Source organism: Pseudoxanthomonas sp. LjRoot143 (assembly GCF_964252945.1).
Lineage (GTDB): Bacteria > Pseudomonadota > Gammaproteobacteria > Xanthomonadales > Xanthomonadaceae > Pseudoxanthomonas_A.
Genome location: NZ_CAXUPM020000001.1, coordinates 4,210,810 through 4,233,027, shown reverse-complemented (window position 1 = coordinate 4,233,027; position 22,218 = coordinate 4,210,810). Strand labels below are relative to the sequence as shown.

Below are 22,218 nucleotides of genomic sequence, written 5' to 3'. Positions count from 1 at the left end.
GATCGGAGAGACACCATGAAGTACCGTAGATCCATTCTCTCGGCCACCATCGTGACGTGCCTTGGCATGGCCGTGCAGGCTCAGGCGCAGGACACTCCCGCTGCCGCGACCGCCGCGCCGGACGCCACCGAACTCGACACCATCGTCGTGACCGGTATCCGCGGCAGCATCGAAAAAGCACTCGACGCCAAGCGCGACGCCGCCACGCACGTCGAGGTCGTCACCGCCGAGGACGTCGGCAAGCTGCCCGCCAAGAACGTGGCCGACACGCTGCGCCAGCTGCCGGGCGTCAACATCGCTTCCTCGAGCGCCAGCGAAGGCGGCTTCGACGAAGCCGACCGGGTCAGCCTGCGCGGCACGAATCCCAGCCTTACCCAGACCCTGGTCAATGGCCACACCATTGGTACCGGCGACTGGTTCGTGCTCAGCCAGGTCGCCAACGTGGGCCGTAGCGTGAGCTATTCGCTGTACCCCTCCGAGATCGTGGACCGCGTGGTCGTGCACAAGACCTCCGAGGCGAAGCTGGTCGAAGGCGGTACGGCAGGCTCGGTGAACATCATCACCCGACGCCCCCTGCAGTTCGCCGATCCGCTCACCATCCAGGGCTCGATCGGTGCCGTGCACTCCGACCTGCCCGGCGACACCAAGCCGCAGCTCGATGCGCTGCTCAACTGGCGCAACGAAGAGCGCACCGCAGGCTTCATGGTGCAGGTGTTCAACGAGGAGCGCAGCCTGCGCCGCGACGGACAGGAAGTGGTGGGCGGCTACGGCGCGATCGCGGAGTTCCTGGCCGACGGCGTCACCCGGACGCCCGTCGCGATGAGCAACCCGGATCTGGTCGGCGTCCTGTATCCCAACCTGATCGGTGCCGCCTACTTCGAGCAAGTACGCAAGCGCAAGGGCGGCGTGGCCAACATCGAGGCCAAGGTCACCGACAACCTGACCCTGAACGTCAATGCGTTCTACTCGAAGCTGGAAGCGGACAACTACAACCGCAACTACATGATGTGGGCCAGCCAGTTCATCAACGCACAGGCACCCAGCAGTTACACGATCGCGAACGGCGTGCTGACCAGCGCCACCTACGATCCGGTGACCAGCACCACCGTCACGCCCTACGGCGTGTACGACATGATCTCCCGCCCCGGCGCGGTCTCCACCTCCAAGTACATCGCGCTGGATGCAGAGTGGAATGCCAGCGATGCGCTGAAGTTCGTGTTCCAGTTCGGCACCACCAAGGGCTCGGGCTCCAGTCCGACCCAGGACGTGCTGGAAACCGGTCTGGCGGGCAATGCCGGCGCCAGCTGGAGCATGAATGGCGTGGGCAGCCCCATCGACTGGTCGCTGGGCGGCACCAATACCGCCGCGAACCACCTGCCACAGAACGGCTGGATCTTCGGCGACCAGGGCATCGACGTGCTCGACAAGGAAGACTGGGGCTCCGTCGACGGCCAGTTCTTCTTCGACAACAGCGTGCTGTCCTCGCTGGACTTCGGCTACCGCCGTGCAAGCCACGAGCGCAGCAACGACATGTCCATCGGCCAAGGCCCGAACTGGGCGAGCGACTGGCAGAACATCGCCGCCTATCCGGGCGCGGGCGGTGCGTATCCCGGTGATTTCGGCGTCGGTGGCAACGTGCCGACCGGCATCTGGTACTACACGCCGGCACAGCTGGCGGAGATCAACGCGCGATTCGCCAATCGCGCCAATCCGGGCCGGTTCAATTTCAGCAATGTCTACGGCGTGGAGGAAGACATCGATGCGCTGTATGCCCAGCTGAATTTCCGCGGCGACCGCTGGAGCGGCAACGCCGGTCTGCGCTACGTGCGCACAGCCACGGAGATTCTGTACAACCAGTCCGTCAATCCGAACGTACCCGGCGCCATCACCGGCTCGGACTTCGGCGCCTACCTGCCGGTTCTGGTCGACAACGACTACAACGAACTGTTGCCGAGCGTGAACTTCCGCTTCGACGTGACCGATACTCTGGTCGCGCGCGCATCGGCGAGCAAGACCATGACGCGCCCGGATTTTTCGGCCTTGGCCGGCGCGCTCACCCTGAACGATCTGACGCACGAAGGCAGCGGCGGCAACCCGAACCTCGAGCCTCTCGTGTCGACGAACTTCGACGCGTCGCTGGAATGGTACTTCGCTCCTCGCGCGCTGCTGGCTGCCAGCATCTTCACGATGGATCTGGATGGTTACGTCGACTTCGGCAACACCGTTATCCAGTACAAGGACCAGCAGGCGAGCATCGATGCCGGTACGGACGTCTACGCCGACTATCTGGTTTCGGTCCCGGTCAACTCGAACGGCAAGGTCAAGGGCTTCGAGCTGACGTACGAGCAGCCGATCGGCGAGAACTTCGGCATCAACGCCAACTACACCTACGTGGATGGCGAGGCCGACGGCGGCAAGCCGCTCAACGGCACCTCCGAGAACACGTACAACCTGTCGGCCTGGTACGAGAACTCGCGCTTCAATGCCCGAGTGAACTACAGCTACCGCAGCTCGTTCTACGCCGGCGTCAGTCGCGCGGACAACTTCTACCAGGACGACTTCGCCACGGTGTCGGCCTCGCTGGGCTTCAAGGCCACCGACTGGCTGACGATCAGTCTGGACGGCCTGAACCTCAACGATCCGAAGCTGAAGTACTACACCGAGAACGACGCCGTGCCCGGCTACCTGCCGCACGCGTTCTACACCAATGGACGTCAGTACTACCTGAACTTCCGCTTCAAGTTCTGATGCGGGTCGACCGCCGGCAGGCCCCCTCGCCTGCCGGCGTGTCTTGGTTGTTACCGGCGCCCCCGCGCCGGCAAGGGAGAAAGACCAGGGGAGCGCCGGAACAGGCGCATCACGGGCAGGGCGTGGGGACGCCACCCGGTACATCACAGGCGGCCGCAGGATCGGGCCGCATATTCTTCGCGCAATGATGGGAGAGACATCATGAAGCATCGCAAGACCGTTCTATCCGCCGCCATCGTGACGTGCCTGGGCTTCACGGCCCATGCGCAGGCACAGGAAGCGGCAGCACCTGCTGCACCGAACACCGCAGAGGCGTCCGAGCTCGACCGCGTGGTCGTCGTGGGCATCCGCGGAAGCCTCAAGCAGGCGATCGACACCAAGCGCGATGCGGACGCGATCATCGACGTCGTCACCGCGGAGGACGTGGGCAAGTTCCCGGCCACCAACGTGGCGGAAGCCATCACCATCATCCCGGGCGTGACCATCGACAAGGCCTTCGGCCAGGGCGAAAAGGTCAGCATCCTCGGCACCGATCCGGCGCTGAACCGCACGCTGCTCAATGGCCAGACGGTCGCCTCGGCGGACTGGTTCATCACCGACCAGCCGGGCCGTACGTTCAACTATTCGCTGCTGGCGCCGCAGCTGGTCAGCAAGGTCGAGGTCTACAAGTCGCCGGAAGCGTGGCTGGACGAAGGCTCGATCGGCGGCACGGTGAACATCTCCACGCGCAAGCCGCTGGACCTGGAGCGCACCACCCTGTCCGGTTCGGTGGGCTACCTCTACAACGACCGCATCGAGAGCGGTGACCCGACGATCTCGGCCCTGTTCGGCTGGAAGAACGAAGCCAGCACCTTCGGTGTGGTGGTGTCGGCACAGCGCTCGGACGAGAGCATCCGTCGTGACGGCATCGAGTCCTACGGCACCGTGACCGGCGACCACTACATCAACAGCCGCGACGGCGCACCGAACTCGATCACCAGCACCAGCGACGACTGGTCCACCGGCTCGCCCGTCGTCATGCCGCCGAGCTGCGTGGGTGCCTGCCGCGACACGCTGCTGGCGAACCCCGACGCCGTGGCGCCGAACTCGATCAGCGCGCACTACTTCGAACAGCAGCGCGAGCGCGACACGCTGTCGGTGTCCCTGCAGTTCAAGCCGCACGAAAAGCTGGACATCGAGTTCAACGCACTGGACGTGAAGGCCGGCTACGACAACATCAGCCACTCCATGTTCGCCTTCAACGGCAACACGTGGAATTCGCTGGGCAACATGACCGGCCTGACCGTCGATGGTGGCGTGATCACCCAGGCGTCGTTCCGCAATGCGCTGACGGTCTACGACCTGATCAACCGCCAGGCCACGGTCGACACCGATTCCTACGACGTCAAGCTCACCTGGAAGGACGAAGGCTGGTTCGCCTCGGCCCATGCCGGCACCTCCAAGGCCAGCGGCGGCACCGGTCGCCAGGTCTTCGGCGAGTTCCTCAACAAGGCCAACTACAGCTACGACCTGACCGGCAAGGTGCCTACCCTCACCTTCCAGGGCTACCAGACCGACGCCATCCAGGACGTGGCCAGGCACTTCGCGCCGGCCCACCCCGGCAGCCCGTTCAACGACCCGAGCGCCTACAGCTTCGATCGCGGCGAACCCTGCAACCAGTTCTCCTGGGGCTGCGGCTGGCACGCCGATCCGGCCACCGCCGAGAACTGGCGCCCCGGCTGGGGCGGCAACATCGTCACCAAGCCGACCCGCGACGAGGAGAAGTACGCCCAGGCCGATTTCGGCATCCTGCTCGACTCGCCCATCTACCAGCTGCGGTTCGGCGTGAAGCGCCGCGAGCATGAAACCGGGCAGTCGATGGCCGGCGTGACGCTGGCGTCGATCAAGGGCTATGGCGACGTCAGCGCGGACCAGTTCGCGCCGCGCTCGCTGCCCAGCAACTACCTGAGCGGTTTCGGCAACGTCGGCGACCTCAACAGCCGCTTCACGATCGACGGCTGGGCACTGGCCGACTACATCCTCAGCGGCGACTGGCTGGCCCCGTGGCAGACCATGCCGGCACCAAGCACCTTCTACGATCCCTCGTTCGTGGCCAACACCTGGACCGTGACCGAAGACGTGACGGCAGCCTACGTCCAGGCCGACTTCAGCGCCGACCGCCTGCGCGGCAACGTCGGCGTGCGCCTGGTCCGCACCGAGTCGGACAGCACCAGTTGGCAGTGCATCGGCCAGCCCAGCTGCGTCGCCAACGCCGACAACAACTTCGTCCACAGCTACCAGCTGACCACCACGTCCAAGAAGTACAACGACGTGTTGCCGAACGTGAACCTGGTCTATGACCTGACCGACAGCGTGGTGCTGCGCGGCGCGGCGTCCAAGGTGATCTCGCGCCCGAACTACGGCGACATGTCCACCTACCTGTGGCTGGGCGACCAGACCCGCACGGGCGGCGGCGGCAACCCGGACCTGGACCCGTACGAATCCACCAACCTGGACTTCTCGGCGGAATGGTATTTCGCCGAAGGCGGCATCCTGGCGGGCACGCTGTTCCACAAGAAGGTGGACAACTACATCCTGGTCAGCACGCAGAAGGAACAGCACTTCAACCAGGCCGAGCAGGAAGTCACCGAGTACGACGTCTCGCGTCCGAACAATGCCGGCAGCGCCACCATCAAGGGCTTCTCGGCCGCGTACCAGCAGACCTTCGGCCCCGGCTTCGGCCTGCTGGCCAACTGGACCTACGCCGAGGCCGAGGCCGACAACGGCGCCCAGCTGCCGTACAACTCCAAGAACCAGCTGAACCTCAGCCCGTTCTACGAGAGCGACCGCTTCAGCGCCCGCGTGACCTACTCGTGGCGTTCGAAGTACTACACCAACGTCGACCGCGGCAATTACCTGGTCACCGACGACTACGACTCGCTCGACGCCAACCTGAACTTCAGGCTCACCGACAACCTGAGCCTGGGATTGGACGGCATGAACCTGCTGGACAGCGAGTACCGCTCGTATGCCGAGGTGCCGGGCGTGGCCAACACCGAGAAGCTGGTGCGCGGCCTGTACCGCACGGGCCGCCGCTACATGGCAACGCTGCGCTTCCAGTTCTGATCTCTCCACCGATGTAACGACGTGAAGTTCCCTCACGGGCCTGGACTTGTCCGGGCCCGCTTTTTTTGGGCACGCTGTGCCCTTCGCTACCGAGGACACCGATGAAACGACCCATCGCCCATCGCGCCCTGGCCGGACTGGCCTTCGCCCTGCTGGCCTTGGCCGGTTGCACACCCAAGAGCGGCGACGACGCCGGCGCTGCTGCATCAACGCCGATCACGCCGTCGCTGATTCCGGCGCCCGCCGACCTGCAGAAGGGTGACGGCACCTTCAGCGTCAGCGCGGACACACGCCTGTCTGCCAGTGGCGAGGCCGCGACGCGTGTCGCGCAGCAGTTCGCGGCCTACCTCCAGTCCGCAGGCGGCCCCGCATTGGCGACCACGCAGGACGAAGGCAAGGGCATGATCCGCTTCGTGCTGGAAGCCGCCGCGACCGACAAGCAGAATCCCGAGGCCTACACGCTGGAGGTCACGCCCGACGGCGTCACCGTGAAGGCGCACGACGAGCGGGGCCTGTTCTACGGCGCGGTGACGCTGTGGCAACTCGTCACCCAAGGCGACAGGGGCCGCGTCACGCTGCCTGCCCTGCACATCGAGGATGCGCCTCGCTTCGGCTGGCGCGGCTTCATGCTGGATCCCGCGCGTCATTTCCAGCAAGTCGATGATGTGAAGAAGATCATCGATGCGATGGCACTGCACAAGCTCAACACGCTGCACTGGCACCTGACCGACGACCAGGGCTGGCGCATCGAGATCAAGCAGTACCCGAAGCTCACCGAGATCGGTGGCTGCCGCATCCCGGCGGGTGATGGCGGCAAGGATCCGAAGACCGGCGAACCGCGTCCGTACTGCGGCTTCTACACGCAGGACCAGATCCGCGACGTGGTGAAGTACGCCGCCGAGCGCCACATCACCGTGGTGCCTGAGATCAACGTCCCGGGTCATGCGACCGCGGCGATCTCCGCGTATCCGGAACTCGGCTCCATCGATACGCCGCTGGTGCCGTCCAACGAGTGGGGCGTGTTCCCCAACCTGGTCAACGTCGAGGAAGGCACCATCACCTTCCTGGAGAACGTGCTGGGCGAAGTGGTCACCCTGTTCCCCGGCACCTACGTGCACGTCGGCGGCGACGAAGCGGTCAAGGACCAGTGGGAAGCCTCCGCGCGTGAACAGGCGCGCATGCGCCAGGTTGGCGCGAAGACCGAGATGGACCTGCAGGGCTACCTGGTCGAACGGCTGGAGAAGTACCTGTCCACGCACGGCAAGCGCCTGATCGGCTGGGACGAGATCCTGGAAGCCAAGCTGCCGCCCGAAGCCACGGTGATGTCGTGGCGTGGTATCGAAGGTGGCCTGCAGGCGGCGCGCCAGGGCCATGACGTGGTGATGTCGCCGTCCAACAAGACCTACCTGGACTACCTGCAGACCGCTTCGCCGAACGAACCGCCGGGCCGCCCGGCCCTGATCACGCTGCAGGACGTGTACGGCTTCGAGCCGGTCCCGGCGGAACTGGAAGAAAGCCAGCGCCACCACATCCTCGGCATCCAGGCCAACCTGTGGACCGAGCACACCCGCACGTTCGCCCGCCTGCAGCACAATGCGTTCCCGCGCCTCGCCGCGGTCGCGGAAACCGGCTGGACGCCGGCGGCGAAGAAGGACCTCGCCAGCTTCATCGCACGTCTTCCCACGCAACTGAAGCGCTACGACGCCATCGGCCTGGGCTATGCGAAGACGCCGTTCGAACCGCTGATCGCCACCGAGGACGACCGCAAGGCCGGTACCGCGAAGGTCACGCTGTCCAATCCCCTCGACTACCCGGTGCACTACACCACCGACGGTAGCGAACCGACGCAGGCTTCGCCGACGTTCGCCACGCCGCTGGACGTGAAACTGCCGGCCACCGTGCGCGCCGCCGCGTTCGCCGATGGCCGTGCGCTGGCACCGGCATCCACGTTCGAACTGACACCGGCCGCGATGCTGTCGCGCACCGACGAGGCGATGGGCGTGTGCCCCGATGCCGGCCGCCTGCTGCTGCGGCTTGAAGACGATGGCCCGCTGGAAGGCGAGCGCGCGATCTTCAACGCGACGATCTTCTATCCGTGCTGGCAGTGGAACCAGGCCGACCTGGACGGCATCGCGTCGATCAAGGTCCGTGCGGGCCGCATCCCGTACTACTTCCAGCTGGCCCACGACGAGCCGAACCGCAATTTCGAGCCGGCGAAATCCCCGCTGGGCGAACTGGAGATCCTGGGTGGCGGCTGCAAGGGCCACACGCTGGCGACGGTGGCGTTGCCGGCGGCGCCGGATGCCGATGGCTTCCTCGACCTCGAGGCGGCACTGCCGGCCGGCACCACCGGCAAGCAGGACCTGTGCGTACGTTTCACCGGCGATACGCGTCCGCAGATGTGGGTGCTGGATCGCATCACGCTGCAGCCGCGCTGAGACAGGCGACAGATCGGAAAGAAAAAAGCCGGGCATGTCCCGGCTTTTTTTCTCAGGCCCGCGCTGGCTTCAGGCGGGCGTCGATGACCAGCAGCAACCGGCTGACCGGGGTCAGCACCGTCGCGAAACCGGCCAACACACCGAGCGTGTTGGCCAGTGCATCGCGGGGGTCGGCCATGCGCGTCGCCGTCAGCGCGCCCTGCGCGACCTCCAGCCCGATGCCGAGCAGGATCAGCAGCACCGCGGCGGCAACGCAGCCACGGCGCTTGGCGAACAGCTGCATGGCCGATGCCGACAGCAGCGCGTACGCCAGGAAGTGCTCCACCTTGTCTCCACCTTCCGGGACAGGTGGCAACCCGCTCAGGTTGACCAGCGACAGCACGATCACCGCGATGATCGCCACGCACCACAAGCCCACCCACAGGCGCGGCCGCCGGAACGGCTTCAGTTCGAACAGCCGGCTCACAGGCGCCAGCTCAGGTCGTTGAACAGGAAAGCCGTACCGAACTCGACCTCGCTGGAGAAACCCATCACCTGGAAGCGCTCGCCCATCTCGCTGGGCAGGGTCAACCGTTTGGCCTCGTTGCGCAGGCGCAGCAGCGTGGTCTCGTCGGCACGCGACTCCGCTTCGTTCAACCGCTCCTGCAGGCCGTTGCCGATCAGGAAGTTGGCCTGCGTCGTGTAACCGGCGAGATCGAACCCGGCCTGCGTCCCGGCCTCGGCCAATGCGGTGAAGTCGATCGAGGCGGTGATGTCCTGCAGTCCCGGCCACAGGTAAGGATCGTTGTGCACGCGATGGCGGTAGTACGCACGCAGCGTGCCGTCGTCACGGTCGGGCTGGTAGTACTCGCGCCGCGTGTAGCCATAGTCGGCGAACAGCATGGCCCCGCGGTCCAGTCCACCCATCACCGCCTGGATCCAGTACGGCAGCTGCGGCAGCAATTCCGAGCGGTAGCCATCGGGGAACGGCTGCTCGAGATAGCGTTCGACGTGGCGCACCGCGGCTGCCAGCAACGCGTCGGCCGGGCGATCGGCGCGGATGAAGCGCCCTTCGCCATCCAGTACGACGCCCTCCTCGAACACCTCGCCATCGCGCAGCGTGAAGCGGGGCGTCGGCAAGGCGTCGATCACTTCGTTGGCGAACAGCACGCCGTTCCATGCCTCTGACGGCGGGCCGTCCAGCCATTCCACCAGATCGAACACCGGCGGAATCAGGCGCTGGCCGAGCCGCTCGCGCTGCCGCTCGCGCAGGTCCGCGCTGGGTTCGAGGATGGCGTAGCGCGCGGGCAGCGCATCCAGTTCGAGCAGCCGCTTGAGCATGATCTCGGCGAAGGCGCCGCTGCCGCCACCGATCTCGACGAACTCCGCCTCCTGACCCAGCTGTTGCAACACCGGCGCGACCGCCTGCGCCACGCAGCTGGCGAACAGCGGGCCCAGCTCGGGCGCGGTGGTGAAATCGCCGGCTTCGCCGAACTTGGTGCTGCCGGCACTGTAGTAGCCCAGTCCCGGCGCATACAGGCTGCGCTCCATGAAGCGCGAGAACGGCAGGCTGCCGCCCTCGGCCGCGATCTCCGCGCGGATCAGTGCAGCCAATTGGGCGCTGTGCGCCTGCGCAGCGTCATCGGGAAGGGGGAGATCGGCCTGCATGTCGCACCGGAAGCGGGAAACGACACCATTGTACGGGCCGTTTCACAGTGCGGCGCCAGCCCTAGCCAACCCCGGAGGCCACGCATAGAATCGTGATGCACAGCAGCAACGGACACGCCATGACCTATTGCGTCGGCATCGAAGTCAACGAAGGCCTGGTCTTCGCCGCGGATACCCGCACCAGCGCCTCCTTCGACGATGTGCGCGTGTACCGCAAGATGCACGTGTTCGAATGGCCGGGCGACCGCGTGTTCGTCATCATGTCGGCCGGCAACCTGGCCACCACGCAGCTGACCATCTCGCGGCTGCAGCGCGACGCCGACGATCCCAACGCGAAGCACAGCCTGCGCACGTTCTCGCACCTGTACGAAGTGGCGGAGTACGTCGGCGACACGCTGGTCGCCAGCCAGGTCAAGATGAGCGACGAGGCACAACAGAGCGGCGTCAACGTGCAGTCCACGCTGATCCTGGGCGGCCAGATCGCCGGCGAACGGCCCGGCCTGTACATGATCTATCCGCTCGGCAACTGCATCGCCACCTCGCCCGAGACGCCCTATCTGCAGATCGGCGAATCCAAGTACGGCAAGCCGATCCTCGACCGCATCATCCGTCCCGAAACGCCGCTGGAAGATGCCGCACGCTGCGCGCTGGTCTCGCTGGACTCCACCATCCGCTCCAACCTGTCCGTCGGCATGCCGGTCGACATGGCGCTGCTTCGCAACGGCGACCTGAAGATCAGCCAGAAGATGCGGCTGGAGGCGGATACCCCGCTGTACTCGGAAATCCACGACACCTGGTCGCGCAAGCTGGAAGCCGCCGTGCACAGCCTGCCGCGCTTCCCGTGGGAACCGCAGCGCGAAACCGAGCCGGTGAGCGGCCCGTTGCCGGTGATGCCGCCGCGCCGCGCGCCTTCGCGGCAGGATCCGGGCGACGCGCAGGGGCAGCAGTAAGAAGAGGCCGGCGTGGGAGCGACGTCAGTCGCGACGGGTCGACATCGTCCTGATTTTCAAGAAGATCGCGGCAGGCCATCGCGACTGACGTCGCTCCCACAAACAGCGTACACATCCCGCCACGCTCGCACACTAACCGTGGAAATACCCTTCGGCGATCGCGTCGTGCAGCGCGCCGAGGTGCACCTGGATCTGGTCCATGAACTGCGCCGGATTGCGCGCGGCAAGGACGGCCGGATCGGCATTGCGGGTCAGGCCGATCAGGCGGTTGAGGTGGCGGTCCACGCCCGGCCGTGGCGGCATGGTCGGCAGTACGCTCTGCACGCGCGACAGGCAGAAGTGCACGCTGCGCGGGAATTCGTTGTTCTGCAGCAGGAAGCGCAGCGCCAGCTCGGCGGTGACGCGCTGGCGCACGTGCCGGCGGAACATCTGGTAGCCGGCGAGCGAGCGCAGCACGCTCATCCACTGCATGTTCTGGAAGGCTTCGCGGTCGTCCTCGTTGCGCGGCGTGACCAGTCCTGACGCACCCGCATCCATGATGCGCGTGGTCATGTCGGCCTGCTCCAGGCCGGTACCCAGGCGCAGGAACTGGTAGCCGATGTCGCGACTGACGTTCGCGCTCAGCAGGCCCGACACTTTCAGGCAGCCGTCCACGATGCGCTGCAGGAACTCCAACCGGTAGCGACGGCTCAGACTGCGCTCCCCCTGTGCATCGATATAGAGGTGCAGGTCGTTGATGGCTTCCCAGACGTCCTGCGGCAAGGTGTCGCGGATGCTGCGCAGGATCTCGCGTGCCGAATCCACCGACGTGCGCAGTGATGACGGATTGCGCTCGTCCAGCAACAGGAAGCGGATCACGTCCGCATCGCCGGCCGCCTCAGCCGTTTCCGGATAGCAGCGCTCGAAGCACTCGCCCGCGCCCACGGTGTCGATCATCGGTCGCCATGCGAAGCGCACGGAACGCGGCATGTCGAGCTGCAATTGGCTGCCCACGCCGACCAGTCGCGCGGTGTTCTCCGCACGACGGACGTAGCGGCTGAACCAGTAGAGGTTGTCGGCGACGCGCGACAGCATCAGGCGGCCCCCTCGTCGTCGGACAGGTCCACCACCCAGGTGTCCTTCGCACCGCCGCCCTGCGAGGAATTCACCACCAGCGAGCCCTTCACCATCGCCACGCGCGTCAGGCCGCCGGTGGTCACGTAGGTATCCTGCCGCGACAGCACGAACGGCCGCAGGTCGATGTGCCGCGGCGACGGGCCCTGCTTGGTGACGATGGGCGCGGTGGACAGCGCCAGCGTCGGCTGCGCCATGTAGTTGCGCGGATTGGCTTCGATCAGCGCCTTGAACTTCTCGCGCTGGCGCTTGGTCGAGCGCGGGCCGATCAGCATGCCGTAGCCGCCGGATTCATTGGCCGGCTTCACCACCAGCTTCTCGATGTTCTCCAGCACGTACTTGCGCTCCTTCGCGTTGTGGCAGAGGTAGCTGGGCACGTTTGGCAGGATCGGATCCTCGTCGAGGTAGTACTTGATCATCTTCGGCACGTAGGCGAAGACGACCTTGTCGTCCGCGACGCCGGCGCCCGGTGCGTTCGCCAGCGCCACCTTGCCGGCACGCCAGCTGCGGATCAGGCCGGGCACGCCGAGCACCGAATCCGGATGGAACACTTCCGGATCGATGAACAGGTCGTCCACGCGGCGATACACCACGTCGACGCGGCGCGGCCCGTAGACGGTGCGCATGTAGGTGCAGTCGTCGTCGGCGACGAACAGGTCGCTGCCTTCGACCAGTTCGATGCCCATCGCCTGCGCCAGGTAGGCGTGTTCGAAGTAGGCGCTGTTGAACACACCCGGCGTCAGCAGCGCGATCACCGGCACATCGCCGGGTCGCGGCGACAAGGCGGCCAGCGTGTCGTAGAGCTGGCTGGGATACTCGTCCACCGGCAGGATCGAGCTGGTCTCGAAAAGCTCCGGGAACACGCGCTTGGCCACCATGCGGTTCTCCAGCATGTAGCTGACACCGCTGGGAATACGCAGGTTGTCTTCCAGCGCGTACAACGTGCCGTCGCCATCGCGCACCAGGTCGGAGCCGCAGATGTGCGCCCACACGCCCAACGGCGGCGTGATGCCGATGCACTGCTCGCGGAAGTTCACCGAGTCCTTCAGCAGCATCGCCGGGAACACCTTGTCCTTGACGATCTGCTGCTTGCCGTAGATGTCGCCGATGAACAGGTTCAGCGCGCGCATGCGCTGCTTCAGGCCGGCTTCGGTGCGCTGCCATTCGCTGAGCGGGATGATGCGCGGGATCAGGTCGAACGGCAGGGTGCGGTCGACGTTGCGGCCGTCGGAGTACACGGTGAAGGTGATGCCCTGCACACGCGCCACCACATCCGCGGCGAGCTGCCGTTCGGCGAGTTCGCGCCCGGACAGGCCGGCGAGGTACTCGACCAGACGGCGCGCGGCCGGTCGCGGCCGTCCATCGGCCTGGATCAGTTCGTCAAAGGTCGTGGTGCGGTACTTCGCCCAGTCCATTCGCCCTTTCCGCTGTCCTTCGCCGGCGCATCCGACGAGGGGTGATGCGTCGCAACATGCACGGTCGGTGTGCGCGCCGTCAAGCATGGGCGCGGCGCGAAGCTCGATTCACGTTTTCGACGCCGCGCTGCGCCATTTCGGTGCAAAGCGGGGACAATGCCCACGCCTGTCCCGGAGTCCACCATGTCCATGCCGCGTCGTGTTGTCCTGATTACCGGCGCAGCCCGCCGCATCGGCGCGGCGATCGCGCGCAGGCTGCATGCGGACGGCTACGACCTGGCGCTGCATTACCGCGGCTCGGCCGTCGATATGCGGTCGCTGGTAGGTGAACTGGAGGCGGCGCGCGCAGGCAGCACGCTGATGCTGCAGGCCGACCTGGCGGTCTTCGACCGGCTGCCGGAACTGGTCGCGAAGACCGTGGGCCATTACGGCCGCCTGGACGCGCTGGTCAACAACGCCTCGACGTTCTATCCCACACCGATGGGCACCGCGACCCCGGCGCAGTGGGAGGAACTGTTCGCGGTCAACGCACGCGCGCCGTTCTTCCTGGCGCAGGCGGCCGCGCCGCACCTGCGTGCCGCAGACGGGGCCATCGTCAACATCGCCGACATCTACGCCGACAAGCCGCGCGAGGACCTCGCGATTTATGCCGCATCGAAGGCCGCCTTGCTAGCGGTGTCGCGTGGGCTGGCGGTATCGCTGGCACCGGAGGTGCGGGTGAACGCGGTGTCGCCCGGCGCCATCCTGTGGCCCGACGGCGGCATCGATGACGACGTGCAGGCGGGCCTGCTGGCGCAGACGCCGCTCGGACGTATCGGCGACCCCGGCGATATCGCCGGCACGGTGGCCTGGCTGCTCGGCGACGCGGCGAGCTATGTCACCGGGCAGGTGATCCGCGTGGACGGCGGACGCGGGATCGGCTGAACCCGTTCAATCGAAATCGATCGCCACCACGTCCGGTGGCGCAGCGCGATCCGGATGCACGCGCCACAACGCATCCAGGCGCTGGCCACTGCGTGGATCGACCTTGTCGGGCGCGATATCGGCCAGCGGCAGCAGCACGAACGCATGCTTCAGCTCGTCGCGCGGCAGGCGCAGGTTGCCCGGCCCCTGCATCACCAGGTCATCGTAGAAGACGATGTCGATATCGAGCGTCCGGTCGGAGAAGCGCGGACCGCTGCGGTCGCGGCCATGCGCGTCTTCGAGCGCATGCAGCCAGTCGTTCAGTGCGAGCGGATCCAGATCGCTGTCGATCACGGCCGCCGAGTTGAGGAAATCGGTACCGTCGAATCCGACCGAGCGCGTACGGTAGACCGGTGACAGCCGCACATCGCCGAAACGTTCGCGCAACGCGGCGACGGCGGCGCGCAGATGACGCTCGGGCTCCACGTTGCTGCCCAGGCTTAGGTAGGCCAGTCCCATGGCTCACTCAGTCCGGGCGCACGCCACGTTCGATCAGCACGCCGACATTGCGCGCGCCGGTCACCGCGCCGGGCTTGCTCAGCTTCAAGCGCACCCAAGCCACGCCGAAGTCTTCGCAGATGATCGCTGCGCAGCGCTCGGCCAGCGTTTCGACCAGGCCGAAATTCGCTTCCTCGACGAAGGAAATCAGCCGCTTGGACACCGCCTTGTAGTCCAGCGTGTGCGCGATGTCGTCGCTGGCTGCCGGCACGCGGTTGTCGAACGCCATTTCCACGTCCAGCGCGACGGTCTGGCGGATCCCGCGCTCCCAGTCGTAGATGCCGATGACGGTCTCGATGCGCAGGTCTTCGATGAAAACGATGTCCATGACGGGCTACAGGTGACGGAGTGCGCGCATGGTAACGGCAAACCGTTGCCGCGCCTGCATCACGCGGTCGCTGCCACCTGCGGCAGCGTGGCCATGTCCCAGCGCGGCGTGACCTTCACTTCCGCGGCCTCGTGCTGGCCCGCTTCCAGCCGGAGCGCACCGGCGAAGGCGATCATCGCGCCGTTGTCGGTGCATAGCGACGGCCGCGGGAAGCAGGCACGGCCGCCACGCTTGGCCGCCATCTCCTGCAGCTTCGCGCGCAGCCGCTTGTTGGCGCCCACGCCGCCGGCAATGACGATGACGTCGCTGCCAGCTTCATCCAGCGCGCGCTCGCACTTGATCGCCAGCGTGTCGACCACCGCATCCTCGAACCCGCGTGCGATGTCCGCCCGAGTCTGTTCGGTCTGGTCGCTGTCGCGCCAGGCCAGCAGCACCTGGGTCTTCAGGCCGCTGAAACTGAAGTCCAGCCCCGGCCGGTCGGTCATCGGCCGGGCGAACCTGAACCGGCCGGGCGTGCCCTGCTCCGCCAGCGCGGCCAGCTGCGGGCCACCGGGGTACGGCAAGCCCATCATCTTGGCGGTCTTGTCGAAGGCCTCGCCGGCCGCGTCGTCCAGCGTTTCGCCGAGCAGGCGGTAACGGCCGATGGCATCGACGGCCACGAGCTGGGTGTGGCCGCCGGAGACCAGCAGGGCCACGAACGGCGCTTCGGGCGGGTCGTCTTCCATCAACGGGGCCAGCAGGTGGCCCTCCATATGGTGGACGCCGACCGCCGGTACCTCCAGCGCCCAGGCCAGCGAGCGGGCCACACCCGCTCCGACCAGCAATGCTCCGACCAGCCCAGGCCCGGCCGTGTAGGCCACCCCGTCGATATCGGCGGTGGTCAGGCCGGCCTCGGCCAGGGTCTGGCGGACCAGCGGCAGCAGCTTGCGGACATGGTCGCGACTGGCCAGCTCGGGCACCACGCCGCCGTATTCGGCATGCAGGGCGATCTGGCTGTAGACCGCGTGGGCGCGCAGGCCAGCGGCCCCGGACAGGCCGGTGTCGTAGACGGCCACACCGGTTTCGTCGCAGCTGGTTTCGATGCCGAGGACTCTCATGAGGGGGATCTGGGGGCTCGGAAGGGGGAGGGCAAGCAGACCGGATGACCGGGGTGGGTTGCAGCGGCGGCTTCGGTCGCTATAATACGCGGCTCACCGGGCGTGCCCGGACCGTTTACACCACCGAGATTACGTATGCCCAGCGTCAAAGTCCGCGAAAACGAGCCGTTTGAGTTTGCGCTGCGTCGCTTCAAGCGCACCTGCGAAAAGGCCGGCGTCCTGGCCGAAACCCGCAAGCGCGAGTTCTACGAGAAGCCGACCCAGGAGCGCAAGCGCAAGGCCGCCGCCGCGGTGAAGCGCCAGCTGCGCCGCAGCTCGCGCGACGTCACCAAGCGCCAGCGCCTGTACTGAGCCGCGTCGCTTCGCGAGAAGCCGGCACGCGCGAGCGTTGCCGGCTTTTTGTGTTTTTGGCGTCTCACGGTCCCGTGCCACGCCCCTCCCTGTTCCCCCGGAGCCCAGCATGTCCCTGAAACAGCAACTCACCGATGACATGAAGGCCGCGATGAAGGCCGGCGAGAAGGATCGCCTGGCGGTCATCCGCCTGATCAATGCCGCCATCAAGCAGCGGGAAGTCGACGAGCGCATCGAGCTGGACGATGCCGCCGTGCTGGCCGTGCTCGAGAAGATGGTCAAGCAGCGCAAGGATTCGGTGAGCCAGTTCGAAGCCGCCAACCGCGAAGACCTGGCCGCCATCGAGCGCGCCGAGCTGGCCGTGATCGACACCTACCTGCCCGCCAAGCTGGGCGAAGCCGAGATCCTGGCCGCCATCGACGCTGCCGTCGCCGAGACCGGCGCCACCGGCCCGGCCGACATGGGCAAGCTGATGGGCGTGCTGAAGCCGCGCCTCGCCGGCCAGGCCGACATGGGCCAGGTCTCGGCCCTGATCAAGAAGAAGCTCGCGGGCTGAGCCCGCCTCGCGGCGCCGGATCCTCTCCGGCGTCGCGCTCCTCCATGGCATGCTCGCGCCATGGACACCCCCGCCATCACCCTGCGCTCGGCCACCCGCGCCGACATCCCGCACATCCTCGCCTTCATCGCCGGCCTGGCCCAGTACGAGAAGCTCGCCCACGAGGCCGTCGCCACGCCCGCGCTGCTCGAAGCGCATCTGTTCGGCGAACACCCGTCGGCCGAAGTCGTCATCGCGGAAGCGGATGGGGTGCCTGCCGGCTTCGCCCTGTTCTTCCGCTCGTTCTCCACCTTCCTCGGCAAGCCGGGCCTGTATCTCGAGGACCTGTTCGTGCTGCCCGACTACCGCGGACTGGGCCTCGGCAAACGGTTGATGGTGCATCTCGCGCAACTGGCCGTGTCGCGTGGCTATGGCCGCTTCGAGTGGTCGGTGCTCGACTGGAACGAACCCGCCATCCGCTTCTACCGCAGCCTCGGCGCCATCGGACTGGACGAATGGACCGTGCAGCGCGTCAGCGGCGACGCGCTGCAGACGCTCGCCCGCAGCGATGCCTGAACATCGCGACCACACGGTCGTAACGAACTGCTGACACGTCACTCGGCACGCTCGGCGCATGGACCGTCGAGCCCACTTCCGCACACTCCGTGCGCGCGCACGCGATGCGGGCGAGCGCGCCAACCGCAGCCTGCCCGCCGCGCTGTTGCGGCGCTTCATCGAAACCGACCTGATGACGCAGGCGGCATCGCTGTCGTTCTACGCGCTGCTGTCGCTGGCGCCATTGCTGGTGCTGCTGCTGTGGCTGACCGCGTCGCTGTATCCGCCGGCACAGCAGTCGCTGCTCGACCAGATCCAGCAACTCGCCGGCCCCAGCGCTGCGGCCGTCGCCGACACGGTGATCCGCAACGCCAGCGACCGGCCGGACGTCGGCTCGCTGGCGGGATGGTGGAGCACCGCGCTGCTGTTCATCGGCGCCACGGTCGTGTTCGCGCAGCTGCAGGGCGCGCTGAACCTGATCTTCCGCACCGATGCGCAGCGGCTCAACGGCCTGATGGCGTGGTTGAAGAAGCGCGTGTTCTCGCTGGGCGTGGTGCTGGCGATCGGCTTCCTGCTGGTCGTCTCGATGATCGCCACGACCGCTCTGCAGGTGGTGTTCGCGCGGCTGCCGTCGCTGTTGCCCGCACTCGGCTACAGCACCACGCTGCTGCTGTATGCGCTCGCGTTCGCCTTCTTCTACCACTACCTGCCGGACCGGCGCGTGGCGTGGCGACAGGCGTTCCTCGGCGGCATCATCACGGCGCTGCTGTTCGCCGGCGGCCGCTACCTGATCGGCCTCTATCTGGCGGAAGCCGCGCCCGGCAGCGCTTACGGCTCGATGGGCGCGCTGGTGCTGCTGCTGGTCTGGATCTACTACGCGAGCGTCGTGTTCTTCGTCGGCGCGTTGCTGACGGCGGTGATCGACGAGCGCCAGCACGCGCGACGCCAGGCGCGGACCTCCGCTACGCCGGAGGAGGTTCCGCTTCCGACCAGTGGCGGCATTTCGATGTCTGGCCGATCCCCGGATTGAAGCTGTTGGTGGGATCCAGCCCGCGATAGAACGTGGCCAGCGCCGGCTTGGCGCGATAGAGATGGCCGACGTTGTGCTCGGCGGGATACTCGGCACCACGCGCATCGAGCAGATCCCACAGGCGATGTTCCACCGCCAGCGGATCGTTGCCCTTCTTCACGATGTAGTCCTGGTGGAAGACATGGCAGAAGAAGTGGCCGTAGTAGAGCCGCGCGATCATCGTGGTCGCCACCTCCGCCGGCAGGTGCTCCACCCAATCGCGGTCATCGCGCCGCAGCGCTACGTCCAAGGCGACGATGTTCTCCACCTGCGCCGCATGCACCGCGCGGTAGCGCACGGCCGCGCCCGCGACAGCGAAGCGCAGCAGGAACGCCTTGCGGCCTTCGTCGGCGTCGCAGGCGAAGAAGGCGCCGTCGCGCGGTACGAAGAAGCCGTCCAGGAAGGCCTGTGTCGCCTCTGCATCGCGGGCGGACACCTTCAGCAACAGATGGTGCTCGTAACGGTCGCGGTATGCACGCAACCGTGGCGGCAGGTGATCCGGGAGCATCGCCGTCACCGCCTGCAGCACGCGATCGGTCAGCCCGCGCAGGCCGGCGCGCTCGCACCAGCCATCAAGGCGACTCTTCAGCGCGAACGCGCCGGGCACCTTGTCGGTCCCGAAGCGGTCGATCAGCAGGAAGGTGTCCTTGCCGTAGCGGTCGCCGATGTCGAAGGCATCGCGATGCAGGTACTCGCCCGCGATCGGCAGGCGCTCGAACGCCGTCAGCAGATGCCGACGTATCCCGGTGAGATCGTCCGGATCGTTGCTGCCGATGTAGAAGACGGATGCCGCGTCCTGCTCGAAGGTGTCCAGCCGCACGGCGAACACCGCAAGCCGGCCAGCGCATCCCGACGCTTCGTGCAGGCGTGACGGATCGGCGTTGTAGCGCGCCGGCGTCGGTGCGTCGACCTGGCGGACATGCTCGGCGTAGCGCGGATCCGAGGCGGCCCTGGCAGGATCCCGGATGACGTCCGCCGCGTCGTAGTTGCCTGCCTGCAACCGCGTGAGTATTTCTTCCGGCGTGTCCCCCAGCGCGATGCCCAGGTGGTTGACCAGCCGCAGGACGCCGTCGTCGCCGAGCTGCGCATACAGCGCCAGCTCGGTATAGGCCGGTCCACGCCGCACCAGCGCGCCGCCGGAGTTGTTGCAGACGCCGCCGAGCACCGACGCGCCGATGCAGGAGGATCCGATGACCGAATGCGGTTCGCGTCCCAGCGGCGCCAGCGTCTTCTCCAGCACGTCCAGCGTCGCTCCGGGCAGGCAGACGACCTGGCGTCCGTCGTCCAGCACCTGCACGCCGGTGAGGCGCAACGTGCTGACCAGGACGATGCCACGGTCGTAGCCGTCGCCATCCGGCGTCGAACCACCGGTCAGGCCGGTATTGGCGGCCTGCAGCAGCACGATGCGGCCCGCGGCCACGACCGCCTGCAGCACGCGCCACAGCTCCAGCAGCGTGCCCGGCCGCACCACGGCCAGCACCGGGCCGTCTCCGAAGCGGTAGCCCTTGCGGTAGCGTCGCGTGGCGCGGTCACCGGCCAGGACATGGCCACGGCCGACCGCCTCGCGCAGCTGCGCCAGCACAGCCTCATCGGAAGGAACGGCAACAGGCATGGCCGCATGGTAACGCGGCGGCCGCGCGCCCCGCCGTGGCATCCTATGCGTTCCATGGCCCGCATCCCCGACGCCTTCATCGACGAACTGCTCGCCCGGACGGATATCGTCGAGGTGGTGGGCGCGCGCGTTCCGCTGAAGCGGCAGGGCAAAGAATATTCGGCCTGCTGCCCGTTCCACGACGAGCGCTCGCCGTCGTTCACGGTGTCGCCGACCAAGCAGTTCTACCACTGCTTCGGCTGCGGTGCGCACGGCACCGCGCTGTCGTTCCTGATCAACTACGACCGCCTCGAGTTCCTCGATGCGGTGGAAGAACTGGCGCGCCGCAATGGCATGGAAGTGCCTCGCGAGACGCAGCAGCGCAACCAGAACAACGACACCCGCGACCTGTTCGGCGCGCTTGAAGCGGCCGCCCGCTTCTTCCAGCGCAACCTGGACGGCAGCGACAAGGCCAAGACCTACCTCGACGGCCGTGGCGTGGATGCGGCGATCCGCACGCAGTTCATGATCGGCTACGCGCCCGATGGCTACTCCGCGCTGAAGGATGCATTGGGCACCGACGAGCGCCGGATGAAGCTGCTCGACCGCGCCGGCCTGTTCTCGAAGAACGACCGCGGGCATGTGTACGACAAGTTCCGTGACCGGGTGATGTTCCCGATCCACGACCGGCGCGGCCGCGTGATCGCGTTCGGCGGCCGGGTGCTGCAGAAGGACGATGGTCCGAAATACCTCAACTCGCCCGAGACGGCGCTGTTCCACAAGGGCCGCGAGCTGTACGGCCTGTGGCAGGTGAAGCAGGCCAACCAGAAGATCGCGCGGCTGGTCGTGGTCGAGGGCTACATGGACGTGGTCTCGCTGTTCCAGTTCGGCGTGAAGGAAGCCGTCGCCACGCTGGGCACGGCGACCACGCCCGAACATGCCGAGCTGCTGTTCCGCAACGCACCCGACGTGTACTTCTGCTTCGATGGCGATGCCGCCGGTCAGCGCGCCGCATGGCGTGCGCTCGAATCGGTACTGCCGCGCATGAAGGACGGCCGGCAGGCGTTCTTCCTCTTCCTGCCCGATGGCGAGGATCCGGACACCATCGTGCGGCAGGAAGGCGCGGCAGGCTTCGACGCGCGCCTGCAGCAGGCGATGCCGCTGTCGCAGTTCTTCTTCGACGAACTGGCCAAGGACATCAAGTTGTCCACGCTGGACGGCAAGGCGCGGCTTGCGGAGCGTGCGCGACCGCTGCTGGCGCAGATTCCCGACGGCGCCTTCGGCGACCTGATGCGGCAGCGGCTGACCGAGATCACCGGTGTCGGTGCGGGCAACGCGGGCGCAGCGCCTGCCGCACCGCCAGCGCCCGCGCGCCGCGCCGCGCCTTCGCAAAGCGGGCATAACAAGCCCAGCCTCGTGCGCAGCATCATCGTGCGCCTGCTGCACAAGCCGGCGCTGGCACTGGCGATCGAGTCGACACATGGTTTTTCCGCGCTGCGGCTGGCCGGCATGGAGCTGCTGCTGGAACTGATCGATCTGGTGCATGCCCGCCCCGACATCACCACCGGCGTCCTGCTCGAGTACTTCGCCGAGCGCGATGAGGCCGCGGCGCTTCAGAAGCTGGCGATGCAGGACCTGCCGGGCGACGAGGACAGCTGGCGCCAGGAAATGCTCGACGCCGCCGTGCAGCTGGAGAAGCAGATGCTGCAGCAGCGGCTGGACGAACTGCAGGCCAAGCAGCGCAACGTGGGCCTGGACGAAACCGACAAGTACGAACTGCGCACCCTGCTGCAGGCCCGCATCGGCCGCCACTGA

At 66.9% G+C, this 22,218-nt stretch carries 18 protein-coding genes; 10 read left to right on the top strand and 8 right to left on the bottom strand.

Annotated features, from left to right (window positions below):
* Window positions 1–15: 15 nt before the first annotated feature.
* The 3 genes from ACSQ1W_RS20315 to ACSQ1W_RS20305 all read left to right on the top strand — a co-directional run bounded on the left by ACSQ1W_RS20315 (window position 16) and on the right by ACSQ1W_RS20305 (window position 8,291).
* Entirely contained in the window at window positions 16–2,748 is a 2,733-nt protein-coding gene (locus ACSQ1W_RS20315) for a TonB-dependent receptor (RefSeq protein ID WP_436045799.1), read from the top strand.
* A 201-nt stretch (window positions 2,749–2,949) separates the two neighbouring features.
* Entirely contained in the window at window positions 2,950–5,853 is a 2,904-nt protein-coding gene (locus tag ACSQ1W_RS20310) for a TonB-dependent receptor (RefSeq protein ID WP_436045798.1), read from the top strand.
* A gap of 101 nt (window positions 5,854–5,954) precedes the next feature.
* Entirely contained in the window at window positions 5,955–8,291 is a 2,337-nt protein-coding gene (locus tag ACSQ1W_RS20305) for a beta-N-acetylhexosaminidase (RefSeq protein ID WP_436045796.1), read from the top strand.
* A 52-nt stretch (window positions 8,292–8,343) separates the two neighbouring features.
* Here the strand turns inward: ACSQ1W_RS20305 and ACSQ1W_RS20300 are convergent, their stop codons facing one another.
* Entirely contained in the window at window positions 8,344–8,766 is a 423-nt protein-coding gene (locus tag ACSQ1W_RS20300; protein ID WP_436046260.1) for a VanZ family protein, read from the bottom strand.
* The gene (locus tag ACSQ1W_RS20295) at window positions 8,754–9,938 is read right to left on the bottom strand and encodes a class I SAM-dependent methyltransferase (RefSeq protein WP_436045794.1); all 1,185 of its coding nucleotides are present in this window, start codon (window positions 9,936–9,938) and stop codon (window positions 8,754–8,756) included. The genes ACSQ1W_RS20300 and ACSQ1W_RS20295 overlap by 13 nt, the downstream gene beginning before the upstream one ends.
* Window positions 9,939–10,057: 119 nt before the next feature.
* Here ACSQ1W_RS20295 and ACSQ1W_RS20290 point away from each other — a divergent pair, with 119 nt between their 5' ends.
* On the top strand, window positions 10,058–10,888 hold the full coding sequence (locus ACSQ1W_RS20290; protein ID WP_436045792.1) for a 20S proteasome subunit A/B: 831 nt from the start codon (window positions 10,058–10,060) through the stop codon (window positions 10,886–10,888).
* 132 nt (window positions 10,889–11,020) lie between these two features.
* On the opposite strand, the gene ACSQ1W_RS20285 is transcribed toward ACSQ1W_RS20290, so the two are convergent.
* Both ACSQ1W_RS20285 and ACSQ1W_RS20280 read right to left on the bottom strand, forming a co-directional pair.
* Window positions 11,021–11,962, bottom strand: coding sequence for an alpha-E domain-containing protein (locus tag ACSQ1W_RS20285; RefSeq protein WP_436045790.1), 942 nt, complete (start codon window positions 11,960–11,962; stop codon window positions 11,021–11,023).
* Window positions 11,962–13,416, bottom strand: coding sequence for a circularly permuted type 2 ATP-grasp protein (locus ACSQ1W_RS20280; protein WP_436045789.1), 1,455 nt, complete (start codon window positions 13,414–13,416; stop codon window positions 11,962–11,964). Before ACSQ1W_RS20280 ends, ACSQ1W_RS20285 begins: the two co-directional genes overlap by 1 nt.
* A gap of 183 nt (window positions 13,417–13,599) precedes the next feature.
* Here ACSQ1W_RS20280 and ACSQ1W_RS20275 point away from each other — a divergent pair, with 183 nt between their 5' ends.
* Entirely contained in the window at window positions 13,600–14,340 is a 741-nt protein-coding gene (locus ACSQ1W_RS20275; RefSeq protein WP_436045787.1) for a pteridine reductase, read from the top strand.
* Between the two features lie 6 nt (window positions 14,341–14,346).
* Here the strand turns inward: ACSQ1W_RS20275 and folK are convergent, their stop codons facing one another.
* Genes folK through tsaD form a run of 3 tightly spaced genes read right to left on the bottom strand, consistent with a single transcriptional unit; the run spans window position 14,347 to window position 16,302 of the window.
* Window positions 14,347–14,838, bottom strand: coding sequence for a 2-amino-4-hydroxy-6-hydroxymethyldihydropteridine diphosphokinase (gene folK, locus ACSQ1W_RS20270; protein WP_436045786.1), 492 nt, complete (start codon window positions 14,836–14,838; stop codon window positions 14,347–14,349).
* Between the two features lie 7 nt (window positions 14,839–14,845).
* On the bottom strand, window positions 14,846–15,205 hold the full coding sequence (gene folB / locus ACSQ1W_RS20265) for a dihydroneopterin aldolase (RefSeq protein WP_436045785.1): 360 nt from the start codon (window positions 15,203–15,205) through the stop codon (window positions 14,846–14,848).
* Between the two features lie 59 nt (window positions 15,206–15,264).
* The gene (gene tsaD, locus ACSQ1W_RS20260; protein WP_436045783.1) at window positions 15,265–16,302 is read right to left on the bottom strand and encodes a tRNA (adenosine(37)-N6)-threonylcarbamoyltransferase complex transferase subunit TsaD; all 1,038 of its coding nucleotides are present in this window, start codon (window positions 16,300–16,302) and stop codon (window positions 15,265–15,267) included.
* Window positions 16,303–16,437: 135 nt separating this feature from the next.
* On the opposite strand from tsaD, the gene rpsU reads away from it, so the two are divergent.
* From rpsU to ACSQ1W_RS20240, 4 genes are all read left to right on the top strand, one after another.
* The gene (gene rpsU / locus ACSQ1W_RS20255) at window positions 16,438–16,653 is read left to right on the top strand and encodes a 30S ribosomal protein S21 (protein ID WP_002808376.1); all 216 of its coding nucleotides are present in this window, start codon (window positions 16,438–16,440) and stop codon (window positions 16,651–16,653) included.
* A gap of 109 nt (window positions 16,654–16,762) precedes the next feature.
* Window positions 16,763–17,209, top strand: coding sequence for a GatB/YqeY domain-containing protein (locus ACSQ1W_RS20250; RefSeq protein ID WP_192274276.1), 447 nt, complete (start codon window positions 16,763–16,765; stop codon window positions 17,207–17,209).
* A gap of 60 nt (window positions 17,210–17,269) precedes the next feature.
* Entirely contained in the window at window positions 17,270–17,764 is a 495-nt protein-coding gene (locus ACSQ1W_RS20245; protein WP_436045782.1) for an N-acetyltransferase family protein, read from the top strand.
* A gap of 58 nt (window positions 17,765–17,822) precedes the next feature.
* Window positions 17,823–18,773: a YihY/virulence factor BrkB family protein gene (locus ACSQ1W_RS20240; protein WP_436045781.1), complete on the top strand. Its 951-nt coding sequence runs from the start codon at window positions 17,823–17,825 to the stop codon at window positions 18,771–18,773.
* Here the strand turns inward: ACSQ1W_RS20240 and dld are convergent.
* Window positions 18,706–20,424: a D-lactate dehydrogenase gene (gene dld, locus ACSQ1W_RS20235; protein ID WP_436045780.1), complete on the bottom strand. Its 1,719-nt coding sequence runs from the start codon at window positions 20,422–20,424 to the stop codon at window positions 18,706–18,708. The two genes, ACSQ1W_RS20240 and dld, sit on opposite strands and share 68 nt — an antisense overlap.
* 54 nt (window positions 20,425–20,478) lie before the next feature.
* On the opposite strand from dld, the gene dnaG reads away from it, so the two are divergent.
* Window positions 20,479–22,218 carry a DNA primase gene (gene dnaG / locus ACSQ1W_RS20230; RefSeq protein ID WP_436045779.1) on the top strand — a complete coding sequence of 580 codons (1,740 nt, stop codon included), beginning with the start codon at window positions 20,479–20,481 and terminating at the stop codon, window positions 22,216–22,218.